A 15545-nucleotide genomic window follows, 5' to 3' on the forward strand; every position below is an offset into this window, starting at 1 on the left:
CCATGCAATCGATTACATGACCGTCTCAGTCTACCGGTCATCCGCGGGGGTGCGCACTCCGGGATTTCCCTGCGACAGAGGGATTTCATTGGCGATTTGATCGGGTTACAGTCCGGCCCAATGGGCGCGGTCGCGCTTGCAACCGATTACATGAAGGACCCATGGAGAGGCCGGATCCCGCGGAAAAGGGCGCGCCGCAGAAGTCCCGTTCGGGCGCCAAGGACGTCGCCCGGCTGGCCGGAGTGTCCACCGCCACGGTCTCGCGCGTCCTCAACCACTCGCTGCAGGTCGATCCGGCCACCCGGGACAAGGTGCTGGAAGCCGCCAAGAAGCTGCGCTACGTGCCGCACGGCGCCGCCCGCACCCTGCGCAGCCACCGCAGCAAGATGGTGGGCGCCATCGTGCCTTCCTTCGACTACGCGCTCTATGCGCGGACCACCAGCGCACTGCAGCAGCGGCTGGACGAGCGTGGCTACGCGCTGGTGCTGGCGGAGCACCACTACCAGCTGGCGAGCGAGACCCGCATCGCCGGCCAGCTGATCGAGCACGGCGTGGACGCGTTCCTGCTGGTGGGCCTGGACCACGAGCAGGGCCTGTTCTCGCAGCTGGAGGACTATGGCCGCCCCTACGTCCTCACCTGGGGCGTCGATCCGCTGCGGCGCCATCCCAGCGTGGGCTTCGACAACCGCGCGGCCACCTACCAGGCGGCGCGCCACCTGATCGAGCTGGGCCATCGTCACATCGGCCTGCTGAGCGCACCGCTGCCCGGCAACGACCGCGCCCGCGCGCGCGGCGAAGGCCTGCGCGCGGCGCTCGCGGACCACGGGCTGGTCCTGCCGGAGCATCACGTGGCCTATGCGCCGATCTCGCTGCCCGCGGCGGAGGCCGCCATGGCCGGCCTGCTCGCCCTGCCCGACCGGCCCACGGCCGTCGTCGCGACCAACGACGTGTTCGCCGTGGGGGCGATGGTGGCCTGCCGGAAGGCCGGCGTTCGCATCCCCGAACAGATGTCGATCACCGGCGTGGACAACACCGACCTGGGCGCCACGCAGACGCCGGGCCTGACCAGCGTGGCGACGCCCATCACGGACATCGGCCGTGCCGCCGCCGACCAGCTGGTCGCGCGGCTGGAGGGACGTCCGTTCGAGAGCTTCCTCGAGTACCCGGTCGAACTGGTGCGCCGCGGCAGCACCGCCCCGCCGCCGCGCTGAGCCCGGCCGCCGGCGCCGATAGACTTCCGGCCCATGTCCCTAGTTCGCCGCCGCACCGGCCTGGACCGGCGCACCTTCCTGCGCGGCACCGCCGCCGCCACGGCCTTTGCGCTCGCCGGTTGTGCCGCGCCTCCCGCTCCCACGCCAGCCACCGGGCCCGTGCGCCTGCGCCTGCTGGGCGAATCGCTGCTGCCGCACGGCCTGCAATTCCGCGGCACGACGGTCGGCGGCCTGTCCGGCATCGACCACGATCCCGCGACCGGCCTGTGGGTCGCCTTGAGCGACGACCGCTCGGAGCTGCAGCCGGCGCGCTTCTACACGCTGCGCGTCGAGCTGCAGCCGGCCAAGCTCGACGTACAGCTGCTCGACGTGGTGACGCTGCGCGACGCGCGCGGACAGCCTTTCCCCAAACGGCAGTCCGGTGGCGAAGTGGTGGACCCGGAAGCGATCCGGCTGCTGCCCGGCGGCCGCGGCGTGCTGTGGACCAGCGAGGGCGACTACCGCAACAACCAGTCACCCACGCTGCGCGAAGCGCGCATGGACGGCACGCACGTGCGTGACTTCGAGGTCCCGCAGATGCTGCACTTCGCGTCCCGGCCCGGCACGGGTCCGCGCGACAACAACACGTTCGAAGGCCTGGCGCTGACGCCCGATGCGCGCACGGCCTGGGTCGCGATGGAAGCGGCGCTGGAGCAGGACGGGCCGGTGCCGGGCGTGGGCCGGCCGGGTGGCCCTTGCCGCTTCACCGCCTTCGACGTGGCGAGCGGCCACGCCGTGCGCCAGGTCGCCTACCTGCCCGATGCGGTCCCGCGTGCGCCGCCGATCCCCGGCGGCTTCACCGACAACGGCGTGAGCGAGATCCTGATGATCGATGCCGACCGCATGCTGGTGCTGGAGCGGGCCTTCATCATGGGTGTCGGCACCTCGCTGCGCATCTACGAAATCGACGCCCGCGAGGCGAGCGACACGCTGTCGCTGCCGCGCCTGCGCAGCGGTGAGTACCGGCCCGCGGCCAAGCGCCTGGTCGCCGATTTCGACCATCTGGGCCTCTCGCGCCTGGACAATACCGAGGGCATGTGCTGGGGACCCCGGCTGCCCAACGGCCACCGCAGCCTGGTGGTGGTGAGCGACGACAATTTCAGCGCGCGGCAGGTGACGCAGTTCGCCGCGTTCGACTACGAGGAATCCGCATGAACGACCAGCACACCCGCATCGCCTTCATCGGCGGCGGCAACATGGCGAGCGCCATCATCGGCGGGCTGATCCAGCAGGGCCTGCCGGCTTCGCAGATGATGGTGGTGGAGCCCTTCGCCGAAGCGCGCGCACGGCTGCGGCAGCAGTTCGGCGTCGCGGCGGACGAACACGCCGGACCGGCGCTCGTCTCCGCCAGCCTCGTTGTCTGGGCGGTGAAGCCGCAGACCTTCAAGGAAGCGGCGGCGCAGGCCCGGGCGCACGTCGCGCAGGCGCTGCAACTCAGCGTGGCCGCCGGCATCCGCTCCGACAGCATCGCGTCCTGGCTGGGCACCGAGCGCATCGTGCGCTGCATGCCCAACACGCCCGCGCTGGTGGGCAAGGGCATGACCGGCCTGTACGCACGCCCCGCCGTGGGCAGCGAGGACAAGGCGCGCGTGGAACAGGTGATCGCCACCACCGGCGAGCACCTGTGGGTGGCGCAGGAGCGGCACCTCGACGCGGTGACGGCGCTGTCCGGCTCCGGCCCCGCCTACGTCTTCTACTTCCTGGAAGCGATGACCCAGGCCGGCACCGAGATGGGCCTGGATGCGCAGCAGGCCCGCCGGCTCGCGGTGGGCACGTTCGCCGGCGCCTCCGAGCTGGCGCGCGCCTCCACCGAGCCGCTGGCGACGCTGCGCGAGCGCGTGACCTCCAAGGGCGGCACCACCTACGCCGCGCTGACCTCGCTGGAGCAGGACCAGGTCCAGGCGGCGTTCGTGAAGGCGCTGCACGCCGCCTGCAGGCGCGCGGAAGAACTCGGGGACGAATTCGGCAAGTGAGTCCGATGCTGTGGCGTCGTAGGCTGGGGTGACGCAGGAACCCCAGCGATGCGCGCAAGCGCTGGGGTTCGGCTGCGCGCTCACCCCAGCCTACGAATTCCTACGCGTTCAGCGCGTACCCGGCCACCGTGCCCGCGAACAGCGTGAACCCCACCCAGTGGTTCAGGCGAAACGCCTTGAAGCATCCCTCGCGCGAACGATCGCGGATCAGCGCGAAGTGCCACAGCGCCTGCCCCGCCGCCGCCGCGGCGGTGAGCAGGATCACGGCCAGCGGAATGCGCCCCACCAGCACCATTGCCCACACGGCGATGGCGGCGGCGTAGCAGGCCATCACCACGGCCACGTCGGCGCGCCCCAGCGTGATTGCCGAGGTCTTGATGCCGATACGCATGTCGTCGTCGCGGTCCACCATCGCGTACTCGGTGTCGTAGGCCAGCACCCAGAACAGGTTGCCCAGCAGCAGCACCCACGCGAGCAGCGGCACCTCGCCCTGCACCGCGGCGAAGGCCATGGGAATGCCGAAGCTGAAGGCCACGCCCAGCACCGCCTGCGGCATCGACACGTAGCGCTTGGCATAGGGGTAGGCGATCGAGATCGCCAGCGCCGCGAAGGACCAGGCGACGGTGGCCGCGTTGGTGGTGAGCACCAGCAGGAAGGCGGCCAGCGCCAGTGCCGCGCCCAACACGAGCGCCTCGCGCACCGACACCGCGCCGGTGGTCACCGGCCGCTGTGCGGTGCGCTTCACGTGCCGGTCGAATTCGCGGTCGGCCACGTCGTTCACGCAGCAGCCGGCGCTGCGCATCAGGATGGTCCCGAGCGTGAACACCGCGAGCAGGTGCCAGCCCGGGAAGCCCCCCGCCGCGATCCACAGTGCATAGAGCGACGGCCACAGCAGCAGCAACCAGCCCGCGGGACGGTTCCAGCGGATCAGGTCGAGGTAGAGCGCAAGCCTGGTCTTCACGTCACGCCGAGGCCCAGCCGGCGCAAGTCCAGTCGCCCGTTGCGCATGGGCGGGCACCAGAAGTAGGCGCCATCGACCGGCCTGGAGATGGTGAACAGCGCATCGACGATGCCGTCCTCGTGGCCCGCCATCCGGCGCATCTGCTGCTCGAAGGCCTGGTGCGACTGGCCGAAAGCCACGAACATCAGCCCCGCCTGCATGCCGGCCATCCACGGCATCGACCGGCGCAGCACGAAGGCTTCCGGCTCGAAGCTCTCCTGCGCGGTGCGCTTGACATGTGCCGCCTCCGGGGCGTCCTCGATCTCCTCGTTATCGGCCAGGCGCCGGCCGAAGCAGTTGTCGCGCTCGGCGTCGCCCAGGGCCTCGAAGGCGTCGAGGTCGTGCAGCCATTGCTGCACGGCGACGTAGCTCGCGCCGTCGAGCCCATCGCCCAGGCCGTGCGCGAAGGCGGCTTCTTCCGCCTTCTCTCCGGTCGGGTTTTCCGTTCCGTCCTCGAAGCCGGTGAGGTCGTGGCCATGCCCGCCCTCCCGGTACGCATGCCGGAAGCCATCGACCGCGCCTTGCACCGTGAAGGCCGGCGCGAGGGCCTGCTGCACCTTGCGGGTGACGTGCAGCAGGTCGCCCAGGTCCGAGCCGCGCAGCCAGCACCACAGGACGCCCGGCGTCACCGGCACCGGCACGCCTTCGCGCGAGAAATCGGGGAACTCGTGCAGGCCGGGAATCTCGGCGCCCAGCGCCCGCACCAGCGACGGACCGACACCGACCACCACGTCGCTGCCGTTCACCAGCGGCGTCAGGCGGGTCAGTGCCTCCTTGATGGCTACGGCGTCGACGTCCCGGCCCAGCTTGAACAGCACGTAGCGGGCCACCGGCGGAACGCCGTCGAAGATGCCCGGCTGGTACAGCTTGTCGCCGGGCGTCGTGCTTTCTTTTCTCATGACAGTCTTTTCACGCCCGGCAGCTCGCAGGCGTAGATGGAATTGCGCAGGGCGGCGATGGCCTCGTAGCGCGTGAAGCTGCGGCGCCAGGCCAGCACGACACGGCGGCTGGGCGGATCGCCGTCGAAGGGGATGTACTTGACGAAGGACTGGTCGTCGCTGCGCCGCCTGGGACGCGTGGCGAACGCGTCCTTGGGGACCGACAGCCGCGGCACCAGCGTCACGCCCATGCCCGCGGCGACCATGTGCTTGATGGTTTCCAGCGACGAGCCTTCGAAGCTCTTGCGGATGCCTTCCGCATTGCTGGAAAAGCGCGCGAACTCGGGGCACACCTCCAGCACGTGGTCGCGAAAGCAGTGGCCGGTGCCCAGCAGCAGCATGGTCTCCTGCTTGAGCTCTTCGGACGTGATGGTCTTGCGCTCCGCCAGTGGATGCGTGCTGGGCACCGCAGCCAGGAAGGGTTCGTCGTACAGCGGGGCGATCGCCAGCCCGGTGTCGGGAAAGGGCTCCGCCATGATGGCGCAGTCGATCTCGCCGGTGCGCAGCATCTCCAGCAGCTTGACGGTGAAGTTCTCCTGCAGCATCAGAGGCATCTGCGGCGTGCGGGCGATGGCCTGGCGCACCAGGTCGGGCAGCAGGTAGGGGCCGATCGTGTAGATCACGCCCAGGCGCAGCGGGCCGGCCAGCGGGTCCTTGCCGCGCTTGGCGATCTCCTTGATGGACGCCGCCTGCTCCAGCACGCTCTGCGCCTGGCGCACGATCTCTTCACCCAGCGGGGTCACCGACACTTCGTTGGCGCTGCGCTCGAACAGCTTCACCTCCAGCTCATCCTCGAGCTTCTTGATCGCCACCGACAGCGTCGGTTGCGACACGAAGCAAGCCTCCGCCGCGCGGCCGAAGTGCTTCTCGCGCGCGACAGCGACGATGTATTTGAGTTCGGTGAGCGTCATGCGGGTTGTTCTTCGGTTCTTCTCACGCTTTCAGGTACTCCGATTTTCCACCCAACCAGCGGGCCACGTGCTGGGAGGCCAGGCCGGGATGGCGGTCGAGCAGGAGCGGCGCCACTTCGCGGGCCCATTCCAGCAGGGCGACGTCGGTCGTGAGGTCGGCGAAGCGCAGCAGCGGCGCGCCGGACTGGCGGGCGCCGAGGAACTCGCCGGGCCCGCGGATCTCCAGGTCGCGCCGCGCGATCTCGAAGCCGTCGTTCGTCTCGGCCATGGCCTTCAAGCGGGCCCGCGCCGTTTCGCCCAGCCGGCCGTTGTCCCCCGCCGCGTACAGCAGCACGCAGGCCGAGGCGGCGGCGCCGCGGCCGACGCGCCCGCGCAGCTGGTGCAGCTGGGACAGGCCGAAACGCTCCGCATGCTCGATGACCATCAGCGAGGCGTTGGGCACGTCCACGCCCACCTCGATCACGGTGGTGGAGACCAGCACGCCCATCTGCCCGCCGGTGAAGAGCGACATCACCGCCTTCTTCTCCGGCACCGGCATGCGCGAATGCAGCAGGCCCACCATCACCCCGGGCAGGGCGTGGCTCAGTGCCTCGTGGGTGGCCGTCGCATTGGTGAGGTCCAGGCTCTCGCTCTCCTCGATCAGCGGGCAGACCCAGTAGACCTGGCGTCCTTCGGCCAGCTGGCCCCGGATGCGCTCGACCACCTCGTCGCGGCGGCTGTCGGAGATCAGCTTGGTGACCACGGGCGTGCGGCCCGGCGGCAGTTCGTCGATGGTGGAGACATCGAGATCGGCGTAATAGCTCATGGCGAGCGTGCGCGGGATCGGCGTGGCAGACATCATCAGCATGTGCGGTTCGCCGCCGCCTTCGTTCATCTTGCCGCGCAGGGCCAGCCGTTGCTCGACACCGAAGCGGTGCTGTTCGTCGATCACCGCCAGGCCGAGCGACCGGAACTGCACCTGGTCCTGGATCACGGCGTGCGTGCCCACCACCAGCGCGGCTTCGCCGCTGGCGACCAGCTCCAGCATCTCGCCCCGTTCCTTCTTGCGCTGGCTGCCGGTCAGCCACGCGACGCGCAGCCCGCGCGGCGCCAGCAGCGGCTCCAGCCAGCCGATCAGCTTGCGAAAGTGCTGTTCCGCCAGGATCTCGGTCGGCGCCATCAGGGCGCACTGCCAGCCGGCGTCGATCGCGATGGCGGCGGCCAGGGCCGCGACGATGGTCTTGCCCGATCCGACGTCGCCCTGCAGCAGACGGTGCATCGGCCGGTCGCGCAGCAGGTTGGCCGCGATCTCCTCGCTCACCCGTCGCTGCGCGCCCGTGAGCTGGAACGGCAGGGCCGCGAGCAGCTGTTCATGCAGGCCACCAGGCCGCGCCACCAGCGGCGGAGCGCTCAGCGCATCGTGGGCACGGCGGCTTTCGACCTGGGACAGCTGCTGCGCCAGCAGTTCCTCCGCCTTCAGCCGCAGCCAGGCCGGATGGCTGCGATCCTCCAGCGCGGCCAGTGAGGCCTCGGGCGTCGGGTGGTGCAGGAAGTGCAGGGCCTCGCGCAGGCTCCAGCGGGTCGCCTGGCCCGGCGCCGGCGGCGCGTCGGCGGGCACGGTCTCGGACAGGTCGGCGCGCGACAGGCCGCTGGCCACCGCCTTGCGCACGTAGGCCTGGGGCAGCGCGGCCACCGTGGAATACACGGGGGTCAACGCGTTGGGCAGTTCGCCGCCCGCCGCCTTGTAGGTGGGATGCACCATCTGCCAGCCGAGGAAGCCGCCTTTCAATTCGCCGCGGATGCGCAATCGCGTCCCCGCGGCCAGCGCCTTCTGCTGCGAGGGATAGAAGCTGAAGAACCGCAGCACGCAGGTGTCGCTGCCGTCGTCCACCGTCACCACCAGCTGGCGGCGCGGGCGGAATTGCACCTGCGCGTCGGTGACCGTCGCCTCGATCTGCACCGTGTCGCCCTCGCGGGCATCGCGCAGGGCGACGATGCGGGTCTCGTCCTCGTAGCGCAGCGGAATGTGCAGGGCCAGGTCGATGTCGCGCGCGAGGCCCATCTTGTGGAGGGCAGCCTGGGGCCCTTCCGGCCGCCGCGCAGCAGCGTCCGCTCCCGCGGTAGGAGCGGAACCCTTGCGGCGCCCCGGCGGTTTCCGGGGCTCGGACAGCGCCTTGTTGTCGGGCATGGGACAATTCTGCCCTCTTGTTTGGAACGGGCCTGTCCAGCCCTCAAGCGCATGCGCCAGTTCACCCTGGGCGATTTCGACTTCGCCCTGCCCCCCGACCTCATCGCCCAACAGCCCGCCGCCCAGCGCAGCGGCTCGCGCCTGCTCGATGGCACGGGCCCCGCGCCGGTCGACCGCGTGTTCCACCAGCTGCCGGACCTGCTGCGGGCGGGCGACCTGCTGGTGTTCAATGACACGCAGGTGGTGAAGGCACGCCTGTACGGCGAGAAGCCCACCGGCGGCAAGCTGGAGCTGCTGGTGGAACGCGTGCTGGCCGGCCACGAGGTGGTGGCCCACATGAAGGTGAGCAAGAAGCCGCCGGTGGGCACCGCGCTGCGCATGGACGGCGGTTTCACCGCCACCCTGCTGGGTCGCTGGCCGCAGGAGGATGGCCCCCTGTTCCGCTTCGCGTTCAGCGAAGATCCTTACCGCCTGATGGAACAGCACGGGCACGTTCCACTGCCGCCCTACATCACTCACGAGGACACGGCGGAGGACGCGCGGCGCTACCAGACGGTGTTCGCGAAGAATCCGGGCGCCGTCGCCGCGCCGACGGCCGCCCTGCACTTCGACGAAGACCTGCTCGCGGCACTGGAGGCGAAAGGTGTGCAGCGCGCCAGCGTCACGCTGCACGTGGGCGCCGGCACCTTCCAGCCGGTGAAGACGGAAGACATCGCGCAGCACCGCATGCACAGCGAGTGGTACGAAGTGCCGGAGGCCACGCAGCAGGCGATCGCCGCGCTGCGCGCGCGCGGCGGCCGGCTGGTCGCCGTGGGCACGACCACCGTGCGCACGCTGGAGTCCTGGGCGCGCAGCGGCCAGGCCAGTGGCGACACCGACATCTTCATCACCCCGGGCTTCGCCTTCCGCGAGGTGGACCTGCTGGTCACCAACTTCCACCTGCCCAAGTCGACGCTGCTGATGCTGGTGAGCGCCTTCGCCGGGTACAACGCGATGATGCAGCTCTATCGGCACGCGGTGGAAAGCCGCTACCGTTTCTTCAGCTACGGCGATGCCATGCTGCTGGCGCGCAAGACTTCCTGAGACCCCCACGATGCTCCAGTTCGAACTGCTGAAAACCGAGGGCCTCGCGCGGCGCGGCCGCATGACCCTCAACCACGGCGTGGTTCAGACGCCGATCTTCATGCCCGTGGGCACCTACGGCACCGTCAAGGGGGTGATGCCGCGTTCGCTGGAGGAGATGGGAGCGCAGATCATCCTGGGCAACACCTTCCACCTGTGGATGCGGCCCGGCCTGGACGTGCTGCGGCAGTTCGGCGGCCTGCACCGCTTTGAGCAGTGGAACAAGCCGATCCTCACCGACTCGGGCGGCTTCCAGGTCTGGAGCCTGGGCGAGATGCGCAAGATCGCCGAGGAGGGCGTGAAGTTCGCGTCGCCCGTCAACGGCGACCGGCTGTTCCTCACGCCCGAGATCTCCATGCAGATCCAGACGACGCTGAACTCCGACATCGTCATGCAGTTCGACGAGTGCACCCCCTACGACACGCAGGGCCACGTCACCACCGAAAAGGAGGCGCGCTTCTCGATGGAGCTGTCGCGCCGCTGGGCGCTGCGCTGCCAGGCCGAATTCGCGCGGCTGGAGAACCCCAATGCCCTGTTCGGCATCGTGCAGGGCGGCATGTTCGAGAACCTGCGCGAGGAGTCGCTGGCGGCGCTGGTGGAGATGGACTTTCCCGGCTACGCCGTGGGCGGCGTCAGCGTGGGCGAACCCAAGGAAGAGATGCTGCGCATCATGGCGCACACGCCGCACCGGCTGCCCACCCACAAGCCGCGCTACCTGATGGGCGTGGGCACGCCCGAGGACCTGGTGGAGGGCGTGGCACAGGGCGTGGACATGTTCGACTGCGTGATGCCCACGCGCAATGCGCGCAACGGCCACCTGTTCACGCGCTTCGGCGACCTGAAGATCCGCAATGCCAGGCACCGCAGCGACGAGCGCCCGCTGGACGAAACCTGCGGCTGCTACACGTGCAAGGGAACCACGAATCCGGATGGCAGCGTGACGGGCGTCTTCTCGCGGGCCTACCTGCACCACCTGGACCGCTGCGGCGAGATGCTGGGCCCGATGCTGGCCACCATCCACAACCTGCACTTCTACCTGAACCTGATGCGCGAGATCCGCGATGCGCTGGACACCGGCCGCTTCGCCGCCTTCGCGGCGGAGTTCCGCGCCGACCGCAAGCGCGGGATCTGAGCCCGCGCCGCGGCGTTCAGTAGCGCGGCGACGCGCCGGTGAAGGACGGGTCGTACCTCTGCATCTGCTTGCGGTCGTCGCGGTTGCGGATGCCGCAGGACAGGTACTGGTCGTGCAATCGCGCGAGCGCCTCGCGGTCCAGTTCGACACCGAGGCCGGGCCGCGTCGGCACGCGCACCGCGCCTTCGGTGAAGGCGATGCGGCCGCCGCGCACGATGTCCTCGTCCTGCCAGGGATAGTGCGTGTCGCACGCGTAGGCCAGGTTCGGGATCGCCGCAGCCACGTGCGTCATCGCCATCAGGCTGATGCCCAGGTGCGAGTTGGAGTGCATCGAGATGCCCAGCCCCCACAGGTCGCACATCCGCGCCAGCTGCTGCGTGGCGCGCAGCCCGCCCCAGTAATGGTGGTCGGACAGGATCACCTGCACGGCCTTCTTCTCGACGTTCTGCCGGAACTCCTCCAGCGTCGTCACGACCATGTTGGTCGCCAGCGGGAGCCGCGTGTGCCGCGCCAGTTCGGCCATGCCGTCCAGGCCGGGGCAGGGATCCTCGTAGTACTCCAGCAGCGCGTCGAGTTCCTCGGCCGCGCGCTTGCTGGTCGCGACGGACCAGTTGGCGTTGGGATCGAGGCGCAGCGGCAGGCCCGGAAAGGCCTCGCGCAGGGCGCGGATGGTGGCGATCTCGTGCTGCGGCTCGAACACCCCGCCCTTGAGCTTGATGCTCTGGAAGCCGTACAGGTCGATCATGCGTCGCGCCTGCGCGACCACCTGCTGCGGGCTGATGCCCTCGCCCCAGGCATCGGGTTCGTACGGGCGGCCGTTGTGCTCGGCGTACTTGAAGAACAGGTAGGCGCTGTACGCCACCTGCGGACGCAGCGCGCCGCCCAGCAGGTCCACGATGGGCGCACCGATCACCTGTCCCTGCAGGTCCAGCATGGCGACCTCGAAGGCGCTGACCGCCTTGGCCGCGTTCTTGGCGCTGTGCGAACCGGGGGCCAGCGTGTATTCGATCGCGCCGGGTTTCGGGCGGATCGCCGCCTTCAGACGCTCTTCCATCGTGTTGAGCGCGAAGGGCGACAGGCCCAGCACGTGGGCACGGGCGTCGTCCAGCACGGCCAGCATGGGCGCGTCGCCGTAGGTCTCGGCCAGGCCGACGCGGCCGTCGGACGTCTCCAGTTCGACGATCGCGCGCAGCGCCCAGGGTTCGTGGATGCCCGCGGCGTTCAGCAGCGGGCCGTCGCGAAAGGCGACCGGGGTGATGCGAATGTGGGTGATGCGGACGTCGCGGCTCATGCGCTGCACCTCAGTTCGCCGAGGCGCCGGACTTCTTCACCAGCGCGGCCCAGCGCGGGATCTCCCGGGCCATCAGCGCGGCCAGTTCGTCGGGACCGCCGGCCACGATCTCCATGCCCATCTGCTTGCCCAGCTTGTCCTGCACGTCGGGCAGCCGGAGCGCCTTCTGGATCTCCTGCGCGAGGCGCTGCACGATCGGCTTGGGCGTGCCCTTGGGCGCATAGATCGCCTGCCACGAGGACACGTCGAAGCCGGCCACGCCGGACTCGATCAGGGTCGGCGTGTTGGGCGACAGCGCGATGCGCCTGGCCGTGGTCACCGCCAGCAGCTTGAGCTTGCCGGCCTGCAGCAGCGGCAGCGCCGCGGTCATCTGGTCGAACATGAAGGTGACCTGGCCGGCGGACACGTCGATCATCGCGGGCGGCGTTCCCTTGTACGGCACGTGCGTCAGCGGCACGCCGATCAGGTCGGCGAACAACTCGCCCGCGAGGTGCGTCGAGGTGCCGTTGCCGGACGACGCGAAGGTGCGCCGCTTGGGGTCCTTCTTCAGGAGCGCGACCAGGTCCTGCACCGAGTTGACGCCGGCGTTGGGGTCCACCAGCAGCACGTTGGGCAGGAAGGCGACCAGGCACACGGGCTCGAAGTCCTTCACCGGGTCGTAGGGCAGGTTCTTGTACAGGCTGGCGTTGATCGCGTGCGTGCTGATGGTGCCGCCGAACAGCGTGTAGCCGTCGGCGGGTGCCTTCGCCACGTAGGCAGCGCCGATGCCGCCGCCCTGCCCCGGCTTGTTGTCCACCACCACCGACTGGTGCAGGGCGGCGGCCAGCTTCTCGGCGACGGCGCGGGCGACCACGTCGGTGGAACCGCCGGGCGTGAAGGGCACGACGTAGGTGATGGGCTTGGCCTGCGGCCATTCGGTGCCCTGCGCGAAGGCAGGGGCCGCCAGCGAGGCGGCGATGCAGGTCAGGACGGAACGGCGCTTCATGGGATGTGTCTCCTCGGGGGTCGTTGCGCGGCCCGGCGTGGCCGCGAGCGGTGCAGTAAAACACAAATATATTAGTACGTCAATGCACGGTCGCGCCCTAGAATCGCCGCATGCCCACCGCCCTGTCCACCCCCGCCCACGCGCGCAAGCCGCGCACCCTGGACCCCAAGCGGCAGGCGGCGCCGCAGGTGTTCGACCGCCTGCGCGAAGCGATCCTGGCGCTGGAGCTCGCGCCCGGCGCGGTGCTTGCCCGCAACGAGCTGGCCGCCATGTTCGGCGTCAGCCAGACCCCGGTGCGCGACGCGCTGATCAAGCTGAGCGAGGAAGGCCTGGTCGACATCTTTCCGCAGCACGCCACGGTGGTGAGCCGCATCGACATCGCGCAGGCCCTGCAGGCGCACTTCCTGCGCCGAGCGATCGAGCTGGAGGTGGCGGGCACGCTGGCGGCGCAGCCCACCGAGCTGCTGGTGGCGCAGCTGCGCGCCCAGATCGAGGTGCAGGCGGCCGTCGCCGCCGGCGACGACTACGGCAAGTTCATCGCCGCCGACCGCGAGTTCCACCGCCTGATGTACGTGGCCGCCGGCGTGCCGGACCTGTTCGACCTGGTGCGCCAGCGCAGCGGCCACGTCGACCGCCTGCGGCGGCTGCACCTGCCTGCGGCCGGCAAGGCGAAGTCCGTGGTGCGGGACCATCGGCGCATCGTGGAAGCGATCGCCGTCGGCGACGCCGCTCAGGCGCGCGAGCGCGTGCGTGAACACCTGTCGGGGACGCTCAGCCAGGCGGACCGCATCCGGGCCGAGCACCCGGACTACGTGGTCTGAAGGCGAAGCTCAGCCCGCCAGCAGCTTGGCGACTCGTCCCTGCAGCAAGGCCGGCTCCACCTGCGCCGGAGTCATGGGCGCACCCACCTTCAGCCCCACGCGGCTGAACACCCCGCGCCGGAACGGCCGCACCATCGCGCCGCCCTGCTCGATGCGGCTGAAGAAGGAGCCCCACAGGTTGGTGAGCGCCATCGGGACCACCGGCGGCTCGACGCCTTCGGCCCGCGCGAGCGCCAGCACCTTCATGATGCCGGCCTTGAACTCCTGCAGCTCGCCATCGCGCGTGATCGCGCCTTCCGGGAAGATCGCCAGCAGGTCGCCGTCGCGCAGCACCTGCGCCGCGCGCCGGAAGGCCGCTTCGTAGACCTCGGGATCCTCCTTCTGCGGCGCGATCGGGATCGCCTTGGCCAGCCGGAACAGCCAGCCCAGCACCGGCTGCCGGAAGATGCGGTGGTCCATCACGAAGTAGATCGGCCGCGGGCTGGCCGCCATCATCAGCACGGGATCGACGAAGCTCACGTGGTTGCAGGCCAGCACGGCCGGGCCGGCCACCGGGATGTGCTCCTCGCCCTCGACACGGAAGCGGTAGGCGACGTGGGTCGCCATCCACGCGACGAAGCGCAGCAGGTACTCCGGCACCAGCAGGAAGATGTAGCCGGCCACGACCGCGTTGGCGATGCCCACCAGCAGGAAGATCTGCGGGATGGTCGCGCCGGCGCCGAGCAGCGCCCCGGCGATCAACGAGCTGGCGATCATGAACAGCGCGTTGAGGATGTTGTTGGCGGCGATGATCCGCGCGCGGTGCGTGGGCTGGGCGCGCAACTGGATCAGCGCGTACATGGGCACCGAGTAGAGCCCCGCGAACAGCGACAGCAGCGCCAGGTCCGCCATCACGCGCCAGTGCGCCGGGACCGCCACGAACTGCGCCACGCCCAGCGTCGCCGAGGGCGGCAGTCCACGTGCGGCGAAGTACAGGTCCACCGCGAACACCGTCATGCCGATGGCGCCCAGCGGCACCAGCCCGATGTCCACGTGCCGGCGCGAGAGGACCTCGCACAGCAGCGAGCCGGCGCCGATGCCGATGGAGAACACCACCAGCAGCAGCGAGGCGACCTGCTCGTTGCCGTGCAGCACCTCCTTGGCGAAGCTGGGGAACTGGCTCAGGAACACGGCGCCGAAGAACCACATCCAGCTGATCCCGAGCAGCGAACGGAACACCACCTGGTTGCCGCGCGCGAGCTTCAGGTTGCGCCAGGTCTCGGTGAAGGGATTCCAGTTGATCCGCAGCCCGGGATCGATCGGCGGCGAGGCCGGGATCCAGTGGGCCACCAGGCGCCCCGCCGCCGCCAGTGCGATGCAGGCGGCGCCGACCCAGTGGGCACCCACTTGCGGGATCGCGACGATCAGGCCGCCGGCGACGTTGCCCAGCAGGATGGCGACGAAGGTGCCCATCTCCACCATGCCGTTGCCGCCGGTGAGCTCGCGCTCGTCCAGGTGCTGCGGCAGGTAGGCGAACTTCACCGGGCCGAACAGCGTTGAGTGCAGCCCCATGAGGAAGGTGCAGGCCAGCAGGATGGGCACGTTGGCGGCGAAGAAGCCGATGGCCGCCAGCACCATGATGCCGACCTCCAGCCACTTCACGAACAGCACCATGCTGCGCTTGTCGTACTTGTCGGCCAGCTGTCCGCTGGTGGCGGAGAACAGCAGGAAGGGCAGGATGAACAGGGCGCCGATCACCAGGCCGGCCATGGCCGGCGGCATCCAGGCGACCTGCAGCTGGTAGGTCACCAGCACGGTGAAGGCGAACTTGAACAGGTTGTCGTTGGCGGCGCCGGCGAACTGCGTCCAGAAGAAGGGCGCGAAGCGGCGCTGGCGCAGCAGGGCGAACTGGTTGGGATGCACGGGCGCGTGCGCTTGCGTGCCGGCCCCGGCCACGGCGGTGTTGTCCATCGTCC

Annotated in this window: 13 protein-coding genes; 6 read left to right on the forward strand and 7 right to left on the reverse strand. The window is 69.9% G+C overall.

The features are described from left to right. The first annotated feature begins 161 nt into the window (after positions 1-161). The 3 genes from AC1DSA_RS03310 to proC are packed head-to-tail and all read left to right on the forward strand — an operon-like array spanning position 162 to position 3223. Positions 162-1211 carry a LacI family DNA-binding transcriptional regulator gene (locus AC1DSA_RS03310; RefSeq protein ID WP_477886027.1) on the forward strand — a complete coding sequence of 350 codons (1050 nt, stop codon included), beginning with the start codon at positions 162-164 and terminating at the stop codon, positions 1209-1211. A 33-nt stretch (positions 1212-1244) separates the two neighbouring features. After that, positions 1245-2405 (forward strand): esterase-like activity of phytase family protein, encoded by a 1161-nt coding sequence (locus AC1DSA_RS03315; protein ID WP_477886029.1) that lies wholly within the window; start codon positions 1245-1247, stop codon positions 2403-2405. Continuing rightward, complete coding sequence (gene proC / locus AC1DSA_RS03320) at positions 2402-3223, forward strand: pyrroline-5-carboxylate reductase (RefSeq protein ID WP_477886031.1); 822 nt, start codon at positions 2402-2404, stop codon at positions 3221-3223. Before AC1DSA_RS03315 ends, proC begins: the two co-directional genes overlap by 4 nt. Positions 3224-3323: 100 nt before the next feature. Here proC and ubiA read toward each other — a convergent pair whose 3' ends face one another. Genes ubiA through recG form a run of 4 tightly spaced genes read right to left on the reverse strand, consistent with a single transcriptional unit; the run spans position 3324 to position 8239 of the window. Then, complete coding sequence (gene ubiA / locus AC1DSA_RS03325) at positions 3324-4184, reverse strand: 4-hydroxybenzoate octaprenyltransferase (RefSeq protein ID WP_477886032.1); 861 nt, start codon at positions 4182-4184, stop codon at positions 3324-3326. Continuing rightward, positions 4181-5122: a Dyp-type peroxidase gene (locus AC1DSA_RS03330; protein WP_477886034.1), complete on the reverse strand. Its 942-nt coding sequence runs from the start codon at positions 5120-5122 to the stop codon at positions 4181-4183. Before AC1DSA_RS03330 ends, ubiA begins: the two co-directional genes overlap by 4 nt. Further along, on the reverse strand, positions 5119-6072 hold the full coding sequence (locus AC1DSA_RS03335) for a LysR substrate-binding domain-containing protein (protein ID WP_477886036.1): 954 nt from the start codon (positions 6070-6072) through the stop codon (positions 5119-5121). Before AC1DSA_RS03335 ends, AC1DSA_RS03330 begins: the two co-directional genes overlap by 4 nt. A 22-nt stretch (positions 6073-6094) precedes the next feature. Then, a complete protein-coding gene (gene recG / locus AC1DSA_RS03340; protein WP_477886038.1) occupies positions 6095-8239 on the reverse strand; it encodes an ATP-dependent DNA helicase RecG in 2145 nt (714 codons plus the stop codon). Between the two features lie 51 nt (positions 8240-8290). Here recG and queA point away from each other — a divergent pair, with 51 nt between their 5' ends. After that, the gene (gene queA, locus AC1DSA_RS03345) at positions 8291-9322 is read left to right on the forward strand and encodes a tRNA preQ1(34) S-adenosylmethionine ribosyltransferase-isomerase QueA (RefSeq protein ID WP_477886040.1); all 1032 of its coding nucleotides are present in this window, start codon (positions 8291-8293) and stop codon (positions 9320-9322) included. Between the two features lie 10 nt (positions 9323-9332). Further along, positions 9333-10493, forward strand: coding sequence for a tRNA guanosine(34) transglycosylase Tgt (tgt, locus tag AC1DSA_RS03350; RefSeq protein ID WP_477886042.1), 1161 nt, complete (start codon positions 9333-9335; stop codon positions 10491-10493). A gap of 16 nt (positions 10494-10509) precedes the next feature. Here tgt and AC1DSA_RS03355 read toward each other — a convergent pair whose 3' ends face one another. Together AC1DSA_RS03355 and AC1DSA_RS03360 are read right to left on the reverse strand one after the other, a co-directional pair. Further along, positions 10510-11784, reverse strand: coding sequence for a glucarate dehydratase family protein (locus AC1DSA_RS03355; protein ID WP_477886044.1), 1275 nt, complete (start codon positions 11782-11784; stop codon positions 10510-10512). 10 nt (positions 11785-11794) lie between these two features. Further along, positions 11795-12769, reverse strand: a complete 975-nt coding sequence (locus AC1DSA_RS03360; RefSeq protein WP_477886046.1) for a Bug family tripartite tricarboxylate transporter substrate binding protein — start codon at positions 12767-12769, stop codon at positions 11795-11797. 110 nt (positions 12770-12879) lie between these two features. Between AC1DSA_RS03360 and AC1DSA_RS03365 the strand changes: the two genes are divergently transcribed. Continuing rightward, complete coding sequence (locus AC1DSA_RS03365; RefSeq protein WP_477886048.1) at positions 12880-13590, forward strand: GntR family transcriptional regulator; 711 nt, start codon at positions 12880-12882, stop codon at positions 13588-13590. A 9-nt stretch (positions 13591-13599) separates the two neighbouring features. Here AC1DSA_RS03365 and AC1DSA_RS03370 read toward each other — a convergent pair whose 3' ends face one another. After that, positions 13600-15540: an MFS transporter gene (locus AC1DSA_RS03370; RefSeq protein ID WP_477886050.1), complete on the reverse strand. Its 1941-nt coding sequence runs from the start codon at positions 15538-15540 to the stop codon at positions 13600-13602. Positions 15541-15545: the final 5 nt, after the last annotated feature.

The organism is Ramlibacter sp. P4_H7, from assembly GCF_056400765.1.